Below are 17290 nucleotides of genomic sequence, written 5' to 3'. Positions count from 1 at the left end.
AAGTTCCCAGTGTCACGAGGCCGGGGCGCGTGGCCGGCGAGGGGGAGTGAGTCTAGCGCGTGACCTCATCGCTCGCCACGCCCCTGTGGCGAGCGGGCGAGGTTGTGTCCGCTTAGCGGAAGTCGAAACTGAAGGCGGCGGTGCTGGCGGCCGGTTCGCGGACGCGAAACGCCACCTGCACGGCCTGACCCGGCGCCAGCGTGTCGTGCTCGGCCGGCGCCTGGCCCAGATATTCCTGCGGCGACAGCACCCGGGTGCCGATCACCCGCCCATCGGCATCGGACAGCGACAGCTGCAACCAGGGCCAGGCCTGCGCCCAGCGCGCATCGTTGCGGAAGCTGGCCTGGATCTCCAGCACGCCGGACACGCCCGGCAGCGGGCGCACGTCGCGATTGAGCAGGGTCAGCGTGGCCGGATCGCGCCACGCCGGCAGCGTGCAGCGCACCACCGCGCAGGCGCTGGCCACCAGCGGCCGCCAGCGCGCGTCGCCGGCCAGATGCGCGCGGTCGGCGATGACGATCTGCAGGCCCAGCAAACCGGCCAGGCCGAGCAACAGCGCCCACTGCCGCCCGCTGGCACGCAGCCGTGGGCGGCCGGGTCCACGGCGGGCGAAGGTGGGCGCTGCCACGGCGGGCGCGGGCAGGGGATGCATCGGCGTCGCGTGGGCGCGCGCCTGCCCGGCGGCGTGGTCGTGCTGTGCGTCGGCTGCGAGCTCGCCGGTGGACGCGTCGATGCCGCCCGCATCGAGAGCCTCACTCTCCTGCCGGTCTGCGGCGTCGGGTGCGCGATGGGGCGCGGTGTCGGTCGTGGTGTCGCCTGGCGCCACGCCTGCCGTGTCCTGCTCGAGCGCCAGCTGCGGCGCCACGCGTGCATGCGCCGCGGTGTCCTGCAGCCCGGCGTGGTCTGGATGGGCGCTGCCGTCTGCATCAGCGGGCTGTGCCAGCGCGGTAGGCGGCGCACTCACGACCGGCACGTCCGCTGCAGCGACCCCGGGCGCAGGCACCGGTGGCGATACGGGTGCAGCGGGCAGCTCGGCCGCGGGCATCGGCACCACCGGTTCCGTTGGCGCGCTGGCCGGCAGCACAGGCGGTTGCATCAACGTCGGTGCAGGCGGTGGCGTTGCGCGCAGAAAGGTGGCCAGGGGGCGGCGCGGTGGCGGAGTCTCTGACATCGGCAGGCGTGCAGCGGGAAGACCGCTATTCAACCACGGGGACAGCGCTGGGCGAACGTCAGGGTGGGCAAGTGCGACGTGCGCGCGCCGACTCAGCGCCTTTGGCGATGCGGCGACGTTGCCGGGGACTGGGTCGATGGACGTCGCCGTCCGCTCAAGCGAAACGCCACCACCACCTCAACTAACAGGACGCAGCAGCAGGCACGCTGTTTCGATTCCCGATTCCCGATTCCCGATTCCCGACCTCACCGCCTGCGCCGCGTCTTGCCCTCGGCCAGCAGCAGATCCAGCAGCCCGCTGCGCTGACGCGGTGCCAGGGTGTCGAAGCGGGCCAGCAGCACGCGCTGCTGATCGTCCAGGCGACGGTACTGGGCTGGTTCCTCGGCAATGGTCGACACCGGCGGGCCGAACACGCGGTCGCCGCGGCCGGTGGCCAGGTATTCGAACGCCATGCCGCTGCGCTTGGCCAGACCGATCAGGTTCTCCACCGACGGCGCGGTGCCTTCGGCCATTTCCCATTGCGCCACTGCGCTGCGGGTGACGCCCAGCTCGCCGGCCAGGGCTTCCTGGGTCAGCTTGGTGAAGCTGCGGGCTTCGCGTACTCGTTCGTACAGCTTGCTCACACGGCACCGGATCGGGAGGCGGACAGGGCCGGGAGATATAGCCCTAGCAGCGCTTTGGGATAGTTCGTATAACTTTCATATCGGCATATGTTTGCGATACTGTCTCAATGGCATCGAGGATGTGATCACAGCGAACTCAAGGAGGATGTTCATGGTCGAGCCTGTCACTCCCAAACCTGGCCAACCGCACAGCCAGACACCGCCGCCGAGCGCGCCGTGGCCGGCCGATTCGCCGCTGGATCCGGCGGTCGCACGCTTTCGCGGAGCGCCCTGCTACCAGGTCTGGCGACGCGATCAGGAATGGGACGCCCTCGCCGAGGGCATGCATTGGTCAGCTGCGCTGGCACCGCGTGGCTGGGCGCTGCGCTACCGGCATTGGCCGTTGCTGGGGATGGGGGCGGCGCTTGCGGTGCTGGCTGCAGGCGTGGCGCTGGCCGGCGTGCAGGCGTGGTCGGCGGGCGCCTGGGTGGCGCTGTTGCTGGCCGAGCTGGGATTGCGTGTGGGGGCGGCCCGGCAGGCCGGGCGTTGGCGCAGTGCGGCGTTACAGCATGCCGGCTGGCAGGCGGTGACCCGCCTGCGTGCGATCAGTGTGGCCGATGCGGTGACCACCGCGCAGATCCGCGCCAGCCGCCCGCAGCGGTGAGCGAGCCGGCGATTAGCTGCGGCGAACGCCGTCGATGCGCATCCAGTCTTCGTCGCGCTCGCAACGCAGCTGCTCGAACCAGGGGGCGTAGCGTTCCAGCAACTCGTCCTCCTGCCCGTGCAGGATGCCCGACAGGGCAATGCGGCCGCCCGGCGCCACGCGTGCGGCCAGGGTGTCGGCCAGCGCATCCAGTGCCGGGGCCAGGATGTTGGCGACCACCACCGGATAGGTCTGCACCGGCTCGTCCTGCGGCAGATACACCGCCAGCTGCGCGGCCACGGCGTTGCGCTCGGCATTGTCGGCCGTTGCCAGCAGCGCCTGCGGGTCGTTGTCCACCCCCACCGCGCTGGCGGCGCCCAGCTTCAGCGCGGCGACCGCCAGAATGCCCGAGCCGCACCCGAAGTCGAGCAGGCTGCGGCCCTGCAGCTCGCCGCTGCCGGCCAGGCTGTCCAGCCAGCGCAGGCACAGCGCGGTGGTCTGGTGCGTCCCCGACCCGAACGCCAGGCCCGGATCCAGCCGCACCACGGCGGCCTGCGGCGTGTCGGCCGCCTCGGGCAGGTCGTGATTCCACGGCACGACGAAGGTGCGCGTGCCGAACTGCATCGGCTTGAACAGATCCATCCAGGCGCGTTCCCAGTCGCTGTCTTCGACCATGCGCAATGCCACCTGGCTCCAGTCGAGCTCCGGGTCGAACGCGTCCAGCGCCGCTAGCACCGCCAGCGCATCGCTCTCGCCATCGAACAGCGCAGTCAGTACCAGCGAATTCCATAACGGCATTTCGCCCACGCCAGGCTCCAGGATGGCGCGCTCGTTGCTGGTATCGGCATCGGCGTCTAGCAGGGTCACCGCCAGCGCGCCGACTTCCTCCAGCGCGGTCTGAAAGCGGGGCTGGGTGGTATCGGAGCAGGGCAGGGTCAGTTCAAGAAACGGCATCGTGGCGGTCGGTAATCAGCAAGGCGTGCATCGTAGACCATTCGCGGCGGCGGGCTGAGGCATTGCGCCCGGCCGGGTGCATGGCGTGGCGGAAGATGCCGGGGAGCGGGATCAAGCGCCGATGCGCAAGAGACGTGTCGACACGCAGACGCACGTTGCATCCAAACGCGGAGCACGAAGCCGCCAGACGCACAAAGCACGCACGCGACGGGTGCTTCGCACTGGAGCGCTCGCGCGCCGACGCACACCCACTTCCGTCTGTCAGTCAGACCTCCGCGAGCGTTCCGGCATCGCGCCGTCTCCACATGGAAGGCCTGCGCCGGCGACAGTACCCGGAGCGCGATGCGACCAGGCGCATATCGCACAAGCGATACGCCCATTGCGATCAGAGTCATGCGCAGACCGCCGCGTATTCCGTCTGTCGGGCAGACGTCCGCGAGCTTGCCGGCATTGCGAGGTCTCCACCCGCACCCACACCCACACCCACACCCACACCCACACCGCGACGCGACGCGACGCGACTAGGCACACGCAGCGCCCAAGCGAAAGGCGCATCGCACAGCAGCGCCGACAACACGTAGCGAGCGACTGTCAGGCGAACGCCGTATCGACGATGATCGACTGCACTGCAGTGGCCTGCGGCGTTCGCGTGCTACCTGCCGACTCCCGGCAACGCTCGCGCCTGCCTGGTGATCGTGCGGTCGCCTATCGCCCGATCTGCGCCGGCACTGCAGGCATCGCCCAACTGCGCAGTGCGCACCGGCAGCGCTCGCTTGTGGGCCGCCGCATGGACGGCCGGGTGCTAGACTCCGCGCCGTTGCTGCGGGCGTCTTCCGCAGCTGGGTTGCCGCTGTGATGCCGCTTGTCCGTGCCCGCCATCTCTGGCTGTTGCTCGCTCCCGTCGCGCTTGCGACGGCAGCCTGGTGGCACCTGCGCGCGCAGCCGGCAGCGCGCGCCACTACCGTGCCCACCAGCGTCGGGGCCGTGCACCAGCCTGCGGCAACACCGGTGCGGCACCCCTCTTCCGAACGCGGCAACGCGCTGCAACTGAACTATCGCGATGCGGTGGATGCACAGCGGGACCTGTATCGCTATGCGCAGCAGTTGCAGCAGCAGGTGCGTGCCGGCGATGCGCAGGCCGGCTGGCGCCTGAGCCGGGTCTACGATTACTGCGCGCCGTATGCGTCCAGCCCGGCCGGCTATGCCGCCGACAGCGCGTGGATCGCCACGCACCAGACCCCGGGCGTGGCGGCGATGCACGCTGCACGCGATCGGGTGGCGCAGCGCTGCGCTGGCTTTGCCCCCAGCGATGGCCTAGGCCCACGCCTGGTCGCGCAACAACGGCGAAGCGCCGCGCGCGGCGGCAGCCTGGCTGCCGAGGCCGCGTTGCTGGCCCTGGGCGAACCGCTGCAGGCAACGCCCACCTACAAGCGCGCGCTGGTGCGCCGTGTGCTGGCTTCGCGTGACCCGGAGGCTTACCTGGCGCTGGCGCCGGCGATGGGCGCGCGCGCCAGCGGCGATGACAGTCTGGACGGGTATGTGGCCGGCGATCAGTTCGCCGAACTCGCCTGGCAGGTGGCGGCGTGCCGCCTGGGCCTGGACTGCAGCGCCGACAGCACGCTGGTCACCAGTTATTGCGCCAACGCGGGCATCTGCTCGCGCCAGGGCGCGCAGGATTTTGTGTCGTTCGTATTCGACGCCGCGGTGCCGCGGCAGGGAGCAGACAGCGTGGATGAGATGGTCGATAGATTGGTGTCCGATCCGGGAGCGCAGTCATGAATTACCGTCGGTTGGCGCATGGCGCCAAGTTCTGGTTCTGGGTGGCGTTGTTCGTGGCGTATTCGGCCGCGGCGGTGGGCATCGTGATGATCGATACCGCCGATCACCGCTACCAGCCGCTGTCGATCAGATCGACCACGGTCGGTGCCGACGAGCAGCAGCGACGGCATGGCGCCAGCGAGGTGGCCGCGGTGTATCGCGCCAGCAGCGCGATGCCGTTCTCCACCTTGTCGGCCGGCTCGATGTTCCAGGTGGTCTGGCCGGACGGCTCCACCGAAACCATGATGGTGGTCGACCCGGCCTCGTCCAGCGGCATCGTGCCGGTGCCGGGCAGCCAGCAGGCGCCTGCGCCGCGGCATTGAACGATGCAGCGCGTCGCCCCCTGATGCGAGCGCGCTGCGCATCCGCGCGGACGACTGAAGATCTACGCAGCGGATCCGGTAGCACCCCGAATCCCGTAGGAGCGCACCCGGGCGCGACGAGGTTCCACCGATAAAGCCCGGTCGCGCCCGGGTGCGCTCCTACGCGTGGGGCGGCTGGCCGCGCGGTTTTGCTTGGTGCGGGGTGTCGTCGAGCCGCGTGCCTGGCCTGTGCGGCGCACTGCCGGGGCGATGCACCGGCAAGCCATGCGACAAGCCGGTGTCCCGCGCTTGTCGCATGGTGCAATGGCCAGTGCGATCACTCCCGATCCCGTAGGCCCCCCGGCGCCCGTAGGAGCGCACCTGGGCGCGACGAGGTTCTACCGATAACGCCCGGTCGCGCCCGGGTGCGCTCCTACGCATCGATCGGCTGGTCGCATGGTGTTGCCGGTGCGGGGTATTGTCGAGCTGCGTGATGCACTGCCGGCGCGATGCACCGGGAAACAACGCAACAAGCCCGGTTTCCCGGGCTTGTTGCGTGGTGCATTGGCCAGTGCGATCAGGTCAGCGCGATCGACTTGTTCTTGCGCTCGGCCAGGCGCTTTTCCAGGTAATGGATGTTCTGCCCGCCGGCCTGGAAGCCCTTGTCGCGCATGATGCGCTGCTGCAGCGGAATGTTGGTCTTGATGCCGTCCACCACCATTTCGCTCAGCGCCACGCGCATGCGTGCGATCGCGGTCTCGCGGTCGGGGCCGTGCACGATCAGCTTGCCGATCATCGAGTCGTAGTTCGGCGGCACCTTGTAGCCGGCATAGATGTGCGTATCCACGCGCACGCCCGGGCCGCCCGGCGGATGGAAGGCGGTGATCAGGCCCGGGTTGGGCATGAAGGTTTCCGGGTCTTCGGCGTTGATGCGGCACTCGATCGCATGCCCGCGCAGCACGATGTCGCTCTGCTTGATGCTGAGCTTGTGGCCGGCGGCGATGCGCAGCTGTTCGCACACCAGGTCGATGCCGGTGATGCGTTCGGTCACCGGGTGTTCCACCTGGATGCGGGTGTTCATTTCGATGAAGTAGAAGCGCCCACCTTCGAACAGGAACTCGAACGTGCCCGCACCGCGGTAGCCGATGCGGATGCAGGCATCCACGCAGACCTTGCCGATCTCGTTGCGCAGCTCCTCGGTGATGCCCGGCGCCGGCGCTTCTTCCACCACCTTCTGGTGGCGGCGCTGCATCGAACAATCGCGTTCGCCCAGATGGATCGCGCCGCCCTGGCCGTCGGCCAGCACCTGGATTTCCACGTGACGCGGATTTTCCAGGAACTTCTCCATGTAGACCTGATCGTTGCTGAAAGCGGCCTTGGCTTCGGACTTGGTGGTTTCGATCGCAGCCTTCAACGCCGCTTCCGAATGCACCACGCGCATGCCGCGCCCGCCGCCGCCGCCGGCGGCCTTGATGATCACCGGGTAGCCGATCTCGCGCGCCACCTTGGTGTTGGCCACGATGTCATCGCCCAGCGGACCGCCCGAGCCGGGCACGCACGGCACGCCGGCGGCCTTCATCGCGCGGATCGCTTCCACCTTGTCGCCCATCAGGCGGATGGTGTCGGCCTTGGGACCGATGAAGATGAAGCCGGATTCTTCCACGCGTTCGGCAAAGTCGGCGTTTTCCGAGAGAAAACCGTAGCCGGGATGGATGGCCTGCGCATCGGTGACCTCGGCCGCGGCGATCAACGCCGGGATGTTGAGGTAACTGTCGCTGGAGGCGGCCGGGCCGATACACACCGACTCGTCGGCCATGGCCACGTGCTTGAGGTTGCGGTCGACCGTGGAATGCACCGCGACCGTGCGGATGCCGAGCGTGTGGCACGCGCGCAGGATGCGCAGCGCGATTTCACCTCGGTTGGCGATGACGACTTTATCGAGCATGGGATTGGGGATTCGGGATTGGGGATTCGTAGGAGGCGCCGGTCTCGCGGACATGTCGCGATTCGTCCAGCGTGCGGATCAATGCGTTGAGCTTGGCAAACGTGCGATTCAGCAGGTCGGCAATTGCCGCATCGGGCGATGTGAACTGCAGTCGCGTTGCAATCTGCAGTTGCGTGTCCAGCTCCGCCAATGAGCCGCGCGCCATCGACAGATAACGCAGGTACTCGGCCGTAGAGCGCCGCGCGGCGCCTTCGGCGATGTTGGACGGAATGCTGATCGCGGCGCGTCGCATCTGTGCCGTCAGTCCAAAGCGTTCGGAATCAGGAAAATCGTGGCTCAGGCGATAGACCGCTTCGACAAGCGACATCGCATCGCGCCACACCGTCAGGCGCTCGTGCGGTCGCTCTTGCGAATCCCGAATCACGATTCCCTAATCCCCGCGCTTCAGCCAATCACAAACAACGGCTGATCGAATTCCACCGGCTGGCCGGTTTCGCCGAGGATGGCCACGATGGTGCCGGAGGCGTCGGCTTCGATCGGGTTGAACATCTTCATCGCCTCGATGATCGCCAGGGTGTCGCCGACCTTGACCTGCTGGCCCACGGTGACGAAGGCCGGCTTGTCGGGCGAGGGCGATGTGTAGAACGTGCCGACCATCGGCGCGCGCAGCACGTGGCCTTCCGGCAGTGCGGCGGCCTGCTTGGCGCCGCCGGTGGAGGCTTCGGTGGGCGACTGCATCGGCATGGTGGCCGCAGCCGGCGCCTGCGCGGCGGGGGCCGGCGCGTACTGCTGCACCGGTGCGCTCATCACCTGGGTGCCCTTGGGGACGCGTGCCAGGCGCACGCTTTCTTCGCCTTCCTTGATCTCGATTTCGGCGAGATTGGATTCTTCGAGCAGGTCGATCAGTTTCTTGATTTTGCGGAGATCCATAAGGGCCTCTTGTGGTGAATCGGTGGAGAGTGCCGGCGGATGCCGACGGAATGGGGTCAGACCCTCGGCGCGGTGGCCGATGGGGGGAGGGCGCCTGTCACGCGTCGCGCTCCAGGCGCGCGATGGCCGCTTCCAGCGCCAGCCGGTAGCTGTCTGCGCCGAAGCCGCAGATCACCCCGTCGGCCTTGTCGCTGAGATAGCTGTGATGGCGGAACGGCTCGCGCGCATGCGGGTTGGACAGATGGATCTCCACGAACGGCAGCCCCACGCCCAGCAGCGCGTCGCGCAGCGCCACCGAGGTATGGGTGAAGGCTGCCGGGTTGATCAGGATGTAGGCGGTGCCGTCCTCGCGGGCGGCGTGGATGCGCTCCACCAGCACGTGCTCGGCATTGGACTGCAGGCTGCTGAGCGTGTGCCCGGCTGCCTGCGCGCGGTCCACCAGGGCCGCATCGATCTGCGCCAGCGTGGTGCGCCCGTAGACCTCCGGCTCGCGGGTGCCGAGCAGGTTGAGGTTGGGGCCGTGCAACAGCAGCAGGTGGGCCATGGGATCCAGCGGAGCGGAAAGGCCGGAAGTCTGCGCGATGTGGGCGATGCTGTCCAGATAGCAGAAGTTATAGCTGTTTTAAACAAGCGCTTGAATTCTTGCGGCGATTGTCGGCGCGGTCAGGTGCACAGGGCATCTGACCAGGCGGCCCTGCTGCGGCAGCCTGCAGGGCCGGGCCGCAGCATCCCGACCGCTGACCGGGCGCGCCCGGCCAGTGCGCACCGGGGCGCCGGCATCGGCGGTGGTGCAGCGCCGGTCCAGAGACCGGTCTGCGCATCTTCCACTGCCGCGCGTCGTGGTTCTGTGCCCGCGGCAGCAAGTTCGGTCGTTCCCGCCAACGCGTACGAGGCGCCCTCGGTCAGGCGGCGCTGCCGGAGCGGCCTGCCACAGTGAGTGGGATCCACGCTGGCCGCGCGCACCCACCGTGCACGATGGACGCCGTTGCCGGCCGGATGCCCGCGCAGACGAGCGTCGGCGCAGCATGCGCCCCGCCGCCGATGGCCCCTACCTGCCTTCGGTTGTCGCGGTGTCGCGTCCGAGGTGCCGCCACAGGAAGGTGTACATCAGCGCAGCACGATGCGCGGCCTGGGCATTGTCGCCAGGGTTGGCGTGGCCGCCCTCCATGCTTTCGTAGAACACCGCGTCCTTGCCGGCATCCAGCATCCTGGCGGCCATCTTGCGTGCGTGCCCGGGGTGGACGCGATCGTCGCGGGTGGAGGTCAGGAAGATCGTGGGCGGATAGGCCTTGTTCGGATCGAACAGGTGATACGGGGAAAAGGTCTGGATGAACGACCAGTCCGCAGTGTCCGGGTTGCCGTACTCGTCCATCCACGACGCGCCGGCCAGCAGGTGGTTATAGCGGCGCATGTCCAGCAGCGGCGCTTCGATCACGACCGCCCCGAACAGCTGCGGATACTGGGTCAGCATGTTGCCGGCCATCAATCCGCCGTTGCTGCCGCCGCGCACGGCCAGATGCCTGGCCGAGGTGACCTTGCGCGCGATCAGGTCCTGCGCGATGGCGGCCATGTCCTCGTAGGCCTTGTGCCGGTTCTGCTTGAGTGCGGCCTGGTGCCAGCGCGGGCCGTACTCGCCGCCGCCACGCATGTTGGACAGCGCGAACACCCCGCCCTTCTCCAGCCACGCCCGTCCCATGACACCGGAGTAGTACGGCAGCATCGGGATCTCGAAACCGCCATAGCCATAGAGCTGGGTCGGTGCGCTGCCATCGAATGCCAGCGCCTTCGGGCGGACCAGGAAATACGGGACGCGGGTGCCGTCCTTGCTGGTGACGAAGTGTTGCTCGATGAGGAAGCGGCTCGCATCGAAGAACGCCGGCAGCGCTTTCAGGCGCTGCGGTTGCTTGCCGATCTGCGCCAGCGACAGCGTGGGCGGAGTGAGGTCGTCGGCGACGGTGAGCCACACCGCATCGCTGTCGACGTTGTCCAGCGCCTTGATCTCTGCAGCGCCGAAGCTGGGTGCACCGACGAACGCGCTGCGCTTCCAAGCCTGCGCACCGGGCGTCAGCACGCTCAGCCGCGTTTTGACGTCATCCAGGATGTTGAGCACCAGGTGCGAGCGGGTCCAGACGGCACTGCTGAGCGAGGCGGTGTCGGTGGGCTGGAAGACCACCTCGAAAGCGCGCTTGCCCGCCATGAAATCGTCGAACCGGGTGGCCAGCAGCGTGCCGGCTGCATAGGTCTCGCCGCCGACGCTCCACGGCTCGCGCAACTCCAGCGTGAGCCATTGGCGATGCAACTGCTTGGTCGCCGAGTCCGGCACCTCGATCTGGGCCAGGTGTCCGCTGCGGTCGCGCAGATACCAGCGCTTGTTGCGAATGCCCAGCTCGCGAATCACGATGTCCCGCTCGAACCCCGGGGTGTCGTCATGGAAGGCCCTCACGCGCATATCCTGCGGGCTGCCCTCGTAGACGGTCGTGGCGGTGTCCAGGGCGGTGCCGCGTTTCCATTGTTTGACCACGCGCGCGTAGCCCGAGTCGGTCGTGGTGCCAGCGCCGAAATCGGTACTGACATAGACGGTGTCCTGGTCGATCCAGGAGAGCTCGCCCTTGGCTTCGGGGCGGACGAAGCCGTCCTGCACCCACTGCTTGTCGACCAGGTCGAACTCGCGGGTGACGTCGGCATCGGCACCGCCGCGCGACAGGGTGATCAGGCAGCGGCGATAGGCCGGACGCAGACAGTCGATGTCCTCGTGCTGCCATGCCCAATCCTTGCCCTCGCTCTGGTTGAGGGCATCCAGATCCAGCACGGTTTCCCACTTCGGCGCAGGCTTGCGGTATTCGGCCGGCGTGGTCCGTCGCCATATGCCGCGCTTGTGCTGCCTGTCCTGCCAGAAGTTGTAATAGCTGTCACCGATCTTCTGCACGTCGGGAATCTTCGCATCCGAGTCCATGACTTCACGGATCCGTGTTTCCAGCTGCTTGAATTCGGCGGTGTCGGCCAGTTGTTTCTCGGTGCGTGCATCTTGTTGCTTTACCCAATCGAGCGCTTTTGTGCCGGTGACATCCTCCAGCCACAGATACGGGTCTGCGGTGGTGGCGGTGGGTGTGGTAGCCGTAATGCCGGGTGTCGCAGGTGCCGCATGGGCACCTGCAATGCCGGCAAGAAGCAACGCTGCGCCGAAAAGGCTGGACGTGGGGGCCATTATATTGCCATCGCCGAGAGGGGGCGCCAGCATAAAGTCGAATATCGCGTTGTGACCGCGTGGTGAGTAATGTTGAGAAATGCGCGCCGAGAAAAACCCGTTCGCGCTGCAGTGACTTTATACAGAAATAAAAATAACCGGATGCGGCCGAGTTAATCGTTTCCGGGATCGGTCGCGATGGATGATGGTCGTCGGCATCTTGCGGTGTCAGCCGTACGCCGGCGAGCGGGGCAGGCTGCCGGCGACAGCAGGGCGCGCACGATCTTCAGGTCACCTTGCAGGCACGACCTTCATGCGTGTGCAGCGCCCCGCAAGACGCATGCATCCGGGCGTCGAAGAGGCCGATCACCGCGCCGCGCGCAGCAATGCATCCTCGGTAATCGCGTTGGTCAGCACCGTGGGCAGGATCGCCGGCGGAGCGCCGGGGCCGTACACCACGTACAGCGGCACGCCGACCGCCTGGTGCTGGTCGAGGAAGGTGCTGATGGCCGGGTCGACATTGGTCCAGTCGCCCTTCATGTAGACCGCATCGACACGGCGCAGCGCGTCGCGGAAGTCGGCGCTGCCCAGCACGTTCTTTTCGTTGGCCTTGCAGGTCACGCACCAGTCGGCGGTCATGTTGACGAACACCACGCGGTTGTCGGCGCGCAGGCGGTCCAGCAGCTGCGGCGAGAACGCGACCACGCCTTCGCTGGCGGCGGTGGCGGCCGGCAGGCGCAGGCGGGTGACGCCCACCACCGGTACGATGGCCAGCACCAGCATCGCTGCGGCCAGGCGCATGCCGGCGCGGTTGCTGGTCCAGCGGCTGCGCTCGAAACACCACAGGCCCAGCGCCAGCAGGGTGGCGCCGACCAGCATCAGGGCCAGCGCATCCACGCCGCGTTGCTTGCCCAGCACCCACAGCAGCCAGATCGCGGTGAGATACATCGGGAACGCCAGCACCTGCTTGAGCGTTTCCATCCATGCTCCGGGCGTGGGCAGACGCCGCGCCAGCGACGGGATGAAGCCAATCAGCAGGAACGGCAGCGCCAAGCCCAGGCCCAGCGCCAGGAACACCAGCATCGCCAGCAGCGCAGGCGCGGTGAACGCATAGGCCAGGGCGGTGCCCATGAACGGGGCGATGCAGGGGCTGGCGACCACGCAGGCCAGCACGCCGGTGAAAAAGTCGCCCAGCGGCCCGTTGCGCGCGGCCAGCGACTGGCCGATGCCGCCAAGATTGCTGCCCAGCGTGAACACGCCCGACAGGCTCAGGCCCACCGCGAACATCAGATACGCCAGTGCCGCCACAAACCACGGCTGCTGCAGCTGGAAGCCCCAACCGGCCGCCTGGCCGGCCGCACGCAGGGCGATCACCAGCCCGCCGATGGCGGCGAAGGACACCAGCACGCCCAGCGAATACCAGATGGCATGGCTGCGCGCGTGGCTGCGGCTCTCGCCGCTATGGGCCAGGCCCAGCACCTTCAGCGACAGGATCGGCAGCACGCACGGCATCAGGTTCAGCACCAGCCCGCCGAGCAGGGCCAGCGCCAGCATCGCCAGCAGGCCCTTGTCGGTATGCGGCGGCTGGGTGCGCTGCGGGTTGTCGGCTGCCGCTGTCGGCGCGGGTTGCGTCTTGCTGTCCGGGGCCGCTGCCGGGGCGGGCTCGGGCGGCGCCTGCCCGGCGGCCAGCGGCGAGATCATCAGCGGGGCGGCCTGTGCCTGGTTCTGTGGCGACACCGTGCCGGCGGGCAGGTCCAGCGCCACGCGACGGGTCATCGGCGGGTAGCAGATGCCGTCGGTCTGGCAGCCCTGGAAGGTGGCCACCAGGGTCACCCGCGCCGGGTCGGGGTGTTCGCGCAGCAGCGGCAGGGTGACTTCGGCCTGGTCGAAATACACCACCACATCGCCGAAATGTTCGTCGCGATGGGTCTTGCCCTGCGGCCAGCGCGGCAGCCCGGTGCGCACGCCGCCGCTGCCTTCCACCGCCAGCGAGGTGCGGTCGCGGTAGAGGTAGTAGCCCGGTGCCGGGGTGAAGCGCAGCAGCAGGCTGTTGCCATCGCCCACGATGGCTTCGAAGGTGAAGGCCTGCTCGGCCGGCAGCGGCAGCGCATCCACGCCGGCCCCCTGGCCGGGTGCACCGAACAGGCGCGGGCCGGGCGCGGCGCGCGGCACCAGTGCGCCCAGGTTTTCACGTGGCGTGGCGGTGGCCGCCGCTGTCGGTGCGCCGGGCAGGCTCACGCGGATCTCGCGCCGCTGCGGCGGATAGCACACCCCGGCATCGGCGCAGCCCTGGTATTGCACCTGCAGCACCGCGGTCTTCAGCGCCGGATCGGCCCTGCCGGCCAGGGTGGCCTGCAGTTGCTTGCGGTAGGTCTGCACCTGGCCGAAGAACTCGTCGTGCTTGCTTTCGCCTTCAGGCAGCGTCAGTTCGCCGGCAGAAAAGCCTTGCCCCGATTTGACGCTGATGCGGTGCCGATACAGGTAATAGCCCGGCGCGATTTTCCAGGTCAGGCCGATGCTGTCGCGGCCCTCGGCCTGGGCACTGAGCGCGAAGGCCTGGTCCACCGGCAGCAGGTCGGCCTCGCTGACCGCTTGCGCGGCGGGCGCCACCAGGGCGAGCGAGGCGGCGATGACAGGGGCGGACAACCGTGCGCAGCGGGCGATCCAGCGGGACAGAAACTTCATGGACGTCAGGATTCCTTAGCGGGTATCGGCCCGGACCCAATCGAGATACGCCGGCAGCCCGGCGCTGGCTTGGACAGCGACCGCCTCCGGCAGTTCATAGGGATGCAGTGCCCGCAGCCGTGCGATGGCGTCCGGCAGGCGATCCTCCCAGGTCTTGATCAGCAACTGCACTTCAGTACTGCGCTCGATCGCCCCGTTCCAGCGGTACAGCGAGTGCGCGCCCGGCAACTGGGTGACGCAGGCGGCCAAGCGTTCGTCGAGCAAGGCATGCGCGATGCGGTCGGCGCTGTCCGCATCCGGGCAGGTGCTGAACAACAAATGGAGGGAAGAGGCGTTCATTCGGCCCGGCAGTGTAATCCCCTACTTGCGAGGGGAGCGACCGCGCATTCCGGAACGCGGCGTCAGCTTCGCTGGATTGGCGCTGCAGGCGACCGGTGCGGTGGCGGCTCAGTGGTCTTTGGGTAGCCCGATGGAGGCGCCGGGCTGCGACGAAGGCATCCGCGCGCACGCCGATGAACCCCGTGCGCCGTGTCGCTGTCCAGCGGCGGATGCACCGCTGTCCGATGCGTGCCTGGACCGCGCTCCGCGCCATTGGCAGAGGTGCGCAGGAGCGAGACGGCCAACCCGCGATCAGCAGGCGAGCCCCGCTCCTGCCGGCAAGATGGAGTGGAGCGACCCATTCCCAGGCCCGGCCCGGCGATACGCCGGTTTGCGGAGTGCATGAGCGCCTGTTGCCGACGCCGATGGTCGCGCCGCAGGCGGCACCGGCCGCCGTGCAACGCCAGCTGGCGCCCACGCTGCGATCGGCAACAGGCCGCCGGTCGGCTGCCGCCGCTGGCACCCGACAGCACGCCGGCCATCTGGGCACACGCGCAACGCCATCCCGGCCTACCGGCCCGACGCAGCATGCGTCGGGCCGGTATGGCTCAGTTGGCCAGCTGGCAGCTGGCCGGTTTGGCCGAGGTGAACAGGCCGGCGGTGGCCCATTCGGGGTGGTCGACGAACGGGTTGCGATTGCCCTGGAAGCTGAAGATCACCTGGTTGCGCGCGCGTTCTGCATCGTCCGGCGGGTCGGCCTGGTGCCAGGCCAGCAGCGTGGACAGCAGCCCCATGTAGGCGGGCGAGGACGAGGTCTGCACGATCCGGCTGCGGTCGTCGGTGAGTTCCAGATCCGGTTCGGACTGACCGGTGGTCGCATCAAGCCCGCCTTCGTAGCGGATCGCCATGTACATCACCGCGCGTGCCATGTCGCCCTTGCGCTTGCCCCACACCTCGAACGTGCCGCTGTTGCCGTCCGGCGTGCGTACCCAGTTGGAATTGCCCGGATAGCGCCCGCTGCCGCCGCCGCTGCCGTCGTTGACCTCGGTCACCCGTTCGCCGCAGCTGCTGGTGCAGGTGGCGTAGGGCTTGTTGCCGCGGTCGGCGTTGAAGGCGGTGTCGGTCAGGTACAGCATGTGGGTGTCGGTGTAGGGCGCATACGGCAGGCCGCGATCGCCGGTGGCACTGCCGAAACCCAGCGAGTTGGGCCAGGTGTGCTCGCGGTTATAGGTCAGCCCGCTCCCAGTGCCGGCCCGGTCGCTGCCCTTGGCGTAGCTGCGGTTGCGGTAGGCGTCCAGGATCCGGCCGCTGTTGTTGGGATCCTCGTCGGCCATCTCCAGGATGGTCCAGGTGCTGGTGCCCGAGCCGCTGTACGGATAGACCGTGTGGCCCTTGATCACGGTGTGCAGCGAACAGCGCAGCTGGCTGGCATTGGCGGTGTTGACCCGCGCGTAGTAACCGGTGCCGCCGCCGCTGGCGGTGGCCACGGTGAAGGCGATCGACTGGTTGGCGGCCGGGCTCAGCCCGCTGGCATCGCGGATGGCGCTGGCGGTGATCGCCAGGGTGCAACGCTCGCCGCCGACCAGGGCGGTGTTGGTGGACAGGGTGAAGCGGGTGCCAGTCGTTGCGTAGCTCAAGGCCACCGTGCCGGAGCTGGCGCAGCTCAGCGCAAAGGCGCCGCTGCTCAGCGTCACCGCCTCGCTGAAGCCCACCGCCAGATCGCCGGCGGCCGGGAAGCCGCTCGCGCCCTGGGTCGGGGTGGTGCTGGTGATCGTCGGTGCGCCGGTCGTGCCGCCACCGCCGCTGCCATTGAATGTCTGGCCGCGGTTGCAGGCGCCGAAGGTCTGCGCCGCCGAGCCCGCCCAGCTGAAGTTGGCCGCTGCACTGCCGGTGCCGGTGAGTTGCAGCGAACTGCCGACCGCGCTGCTGTTGCTCTCGCTGACCGGCAGGTTCTGGCTGGTGACGCCGGCCGCCGGGCCACCGCTGCCGGTGATGGCGCCTTCGTAACTGAGGAACTGCACCAGCTGCCCGCTGGGATCGACCAGTGCCACGCCGTCGTTGGGGCCGTTCTGCACGCCGTTGCTGGCGTAGCTGACGGTCGCCACGCGCACCTGGCTGCCGCAGCTCACCACAGTGCCGGCCGGAACCGCCGTGTTGGCATAGACCGTGGCCGCACTGGGCGTGCTGCCGTTGTACAGATAGATCCGGTAGCCGCTCAGCGACTCGCCGGCGGTGGCCACCACCTCCACGCCTTCGCCGGTATCGCCGGAGGCGCCCGCGTCGTCGTAATGCAGTTCGTTGATGAACACCGCGGCGTGGGCGGCGGGAACGGCCAGGACAACGGCGCAGGTCAGCGGAAGACTACGGAACGGCAACCTCATCGACAGCTCCTTGTGATCGGGGAATGCGGTTCCGACTGTAGAGTCTGCGCATGACAAAGGATGGAACCTGGTTCCATTTTTAGAGCGAGTGCCGCCCGGCCCGCATGGGATCAGTGGTCGCCTGACGCTAGCGATGGCGACGCGCGCGCAGCCTTCGATGCGTGCCGCCCACGCCCGCCCGATGACGGTTCGCTGGGTTTTGTCGTCGCTGCCTGGCCTGCGAATGAGACCGGCCGAAGAAAAAAGTTTGCGCCCGGCCCTTGAAACCCGCCCGCCCAGCACAATCTCTGGCCCGCACCCGCTCTGTCGGGTTTTTTCCGCGCGCTGTGCTGGCAGTCGTCATGTGCGAGTGCTAAC

14 protein-coding genes are annotated in these 17290 nt (G+C 68.3%); 3 read left to right on the top strand and 11 right to left on the bottom strand.

Going from position 1 to position 17290, the window contains the following annotated elements:
- Positions 1-112: 112 nt before the first annotated feature.
- A complete protein-coding gene (locus Y887_RS19010; protein ID WP_084726000.1) occupies positions 113-1171 on the bottom strand; it encodes a DUF3426 domain-containing protein in 1059 nt (352 codons plus the stop codon).
- A 245-nt stretch (positions 1172-1416) separates the two neighbouring features.
- Positions 1417-1794: a helix-turn-helix domain-containing protein gene (locus Y887_RS10165; RefSeq protein WP_046964217.1), complete on the bottom strand. Its 378-nt coding sequence runs from the start codon at positions 1792-1794 to the stop codon at positions 1417-1419.
- Between the two features lie 145 nt (positions 1795-1939).
- On the opposite strand from Y887_RS10165, the gene Y887_RS10160 reads away from it, so the two are divergent.
- Positions 1940-2437, top strand: coding sequence for a hypothetical protein (locus Y887_RS10160; protein WP_046964216.1), 498 nt, complete (start codon positions 1940-1942; stop codon positions 2435-2437).
- A 12-nt stretch (positions 2438-2449) separates the two neighbouring features.
- On the opposite strand, the gene prmA is transcribed toward Y887_RS10160, so the two are convergent.
- Entirely contained in the window at positions 2450-3370 is a 921-nt protein-coding gene (prmA, locus tag Y887_RS10155) for a 50S ribosomal protein L11 methyltransferase (protein WP_046964215.1), read from the bottom strand.
- An 855-nt stretch (positions 3371-4225) separates the two neighbouring features.
- Between prmA and Y887_RS10145 the strand changes: the two genes are divergently transcribed.
- Positions 4226-5149, top strand: coding sequence for a hypothetical protein (locus Y887_RS10145; RefSeq protein ID WP_046964213.1), 924 nt, complete (start codon positions 4226-4228; stop codon positions 5147-5149).
- Positions 5146-5511, top strand: a complete 366-nt coding sequence (locus tag Y887_RS10140; protein WP_046964212.1) for a hypothetical protein — start codon at positions 5146-5148, stop codon at positions 5509-5511. Before Y887_RS10145 ends, Y887_RS10140 begins: the two co-directional genes overlap by 4 nt.
- 556 nt (positions 5512-6067) lie before the next feature.
- Here Y887_RS10140 and accC read toward each other — a convergent pair.
- The 8 genes from accC to Y887_RS18275 form a co-directional block, all read right to left on the bottom strand.
- Complete coding sequence (accC, locus tag Y887_RS10135) at positions 6068-7435, bottom strand: acetyl-CoA carboxylase biotin carboxylase subunit (protein WP_046964211.1); 1368 nt, start codon at positions 7433-7435, stop codon at positions 6068-6070.
- Entirely contained in the window at positions 7425-7859 is a 435-nt protein-coding gene (locus tag Y887_RS10130) for a four helix bundle protein (protein WP_046964210.1), read from the bottom strand. The genes accC and Y887_RS10130 overlap by 11 nt, the downstream gene beginning before the upstream one ends.
- Before the next feature lie 20 nt (positions 7860-7879).
- The gene (gene accB, locus Y887_RS10125) at positions 7880-8365 is read right to left on the bottom strand and encodes an acetyl-CoA carboxylase biotin carboxyl carrier protein (protein WP_046964209.1); all 486 of its coding nucleotides are present in this window, start codon (positions 8363-8365) and stop codon (positions 7880-7882) included.
- Positions 8366-8462: 97 nt separating this feature from the next.
- Positions 8463-8909, bottom strand: a complete 447-nt coding sequence (aroQ, locus tag Y887_RS10120) for a type II 3-dehydroquinate dehydratase (RefSeq protein WP_046964208.1) — start codon at positions 8907-8909, stop codon at positions 8463-8465.
- Positions 8910-9413: 504 nt separating this feature from the next.
- Positions 9414-11570, bottom strand: a complete 2157-nt coding sequence (locus tag Y887_RS10115; protein WP_084725999.1) for a prolyl oligopeptidase family serine peptidase — start codon at positions 11568-11570, stop codon at positions 9414-9416.
- Positions 11571-11915: 345 nt separating this feature from the next.
- Entirely contained in the window at positions 11916-14234 is a 2319-nt protein-coding gene (locus Y887_RS10110; protein ID WP_046964207.1) for a protein-disulfide reductase DsbD family protein, read from the bottom strand.
- Between the two features lie 15 nt (positions 14235-14249).
- On the bottom strand, positions 14250-14573 hold the full coding sequence (cutA, locus tag Y887_RS10105) for a divalent-cation tolerance protein CutA (protein ID WP_046964206.1): 324 nt from the start codon (positions 14571-14573) through the stop codon (positions 14250-14252).
- Between the two features lie 587 nt (positions 14574-15160).
- Complete coding sequence (locus Y887_RS18275) at positions 15161-16933, bottom strand: endonuclease (RefSeq protein ID WP_052764987.1); 1773 nt, start codon at positions 16931-16933, stop codon at positions 15161-15163.
- Positions 16934-17290 lie beyond the last annotated feature (357 nt).

The organism is Xanthomonas pisi DSM 18956 (genome assembly GCF_001010415.1).
Lineage (GTDB): Bacteria > Pseudomonadota > Gammaproteobacteria > Xanthomonadales > Xanthomonadaceae > Xanthomonas > Xanthomonas pisi.
The sequence above is the reverse complement of the archived record's forward strand: the minus strand, read 5'-3'. Positions and strand labels throughout refer to the sequence as shown.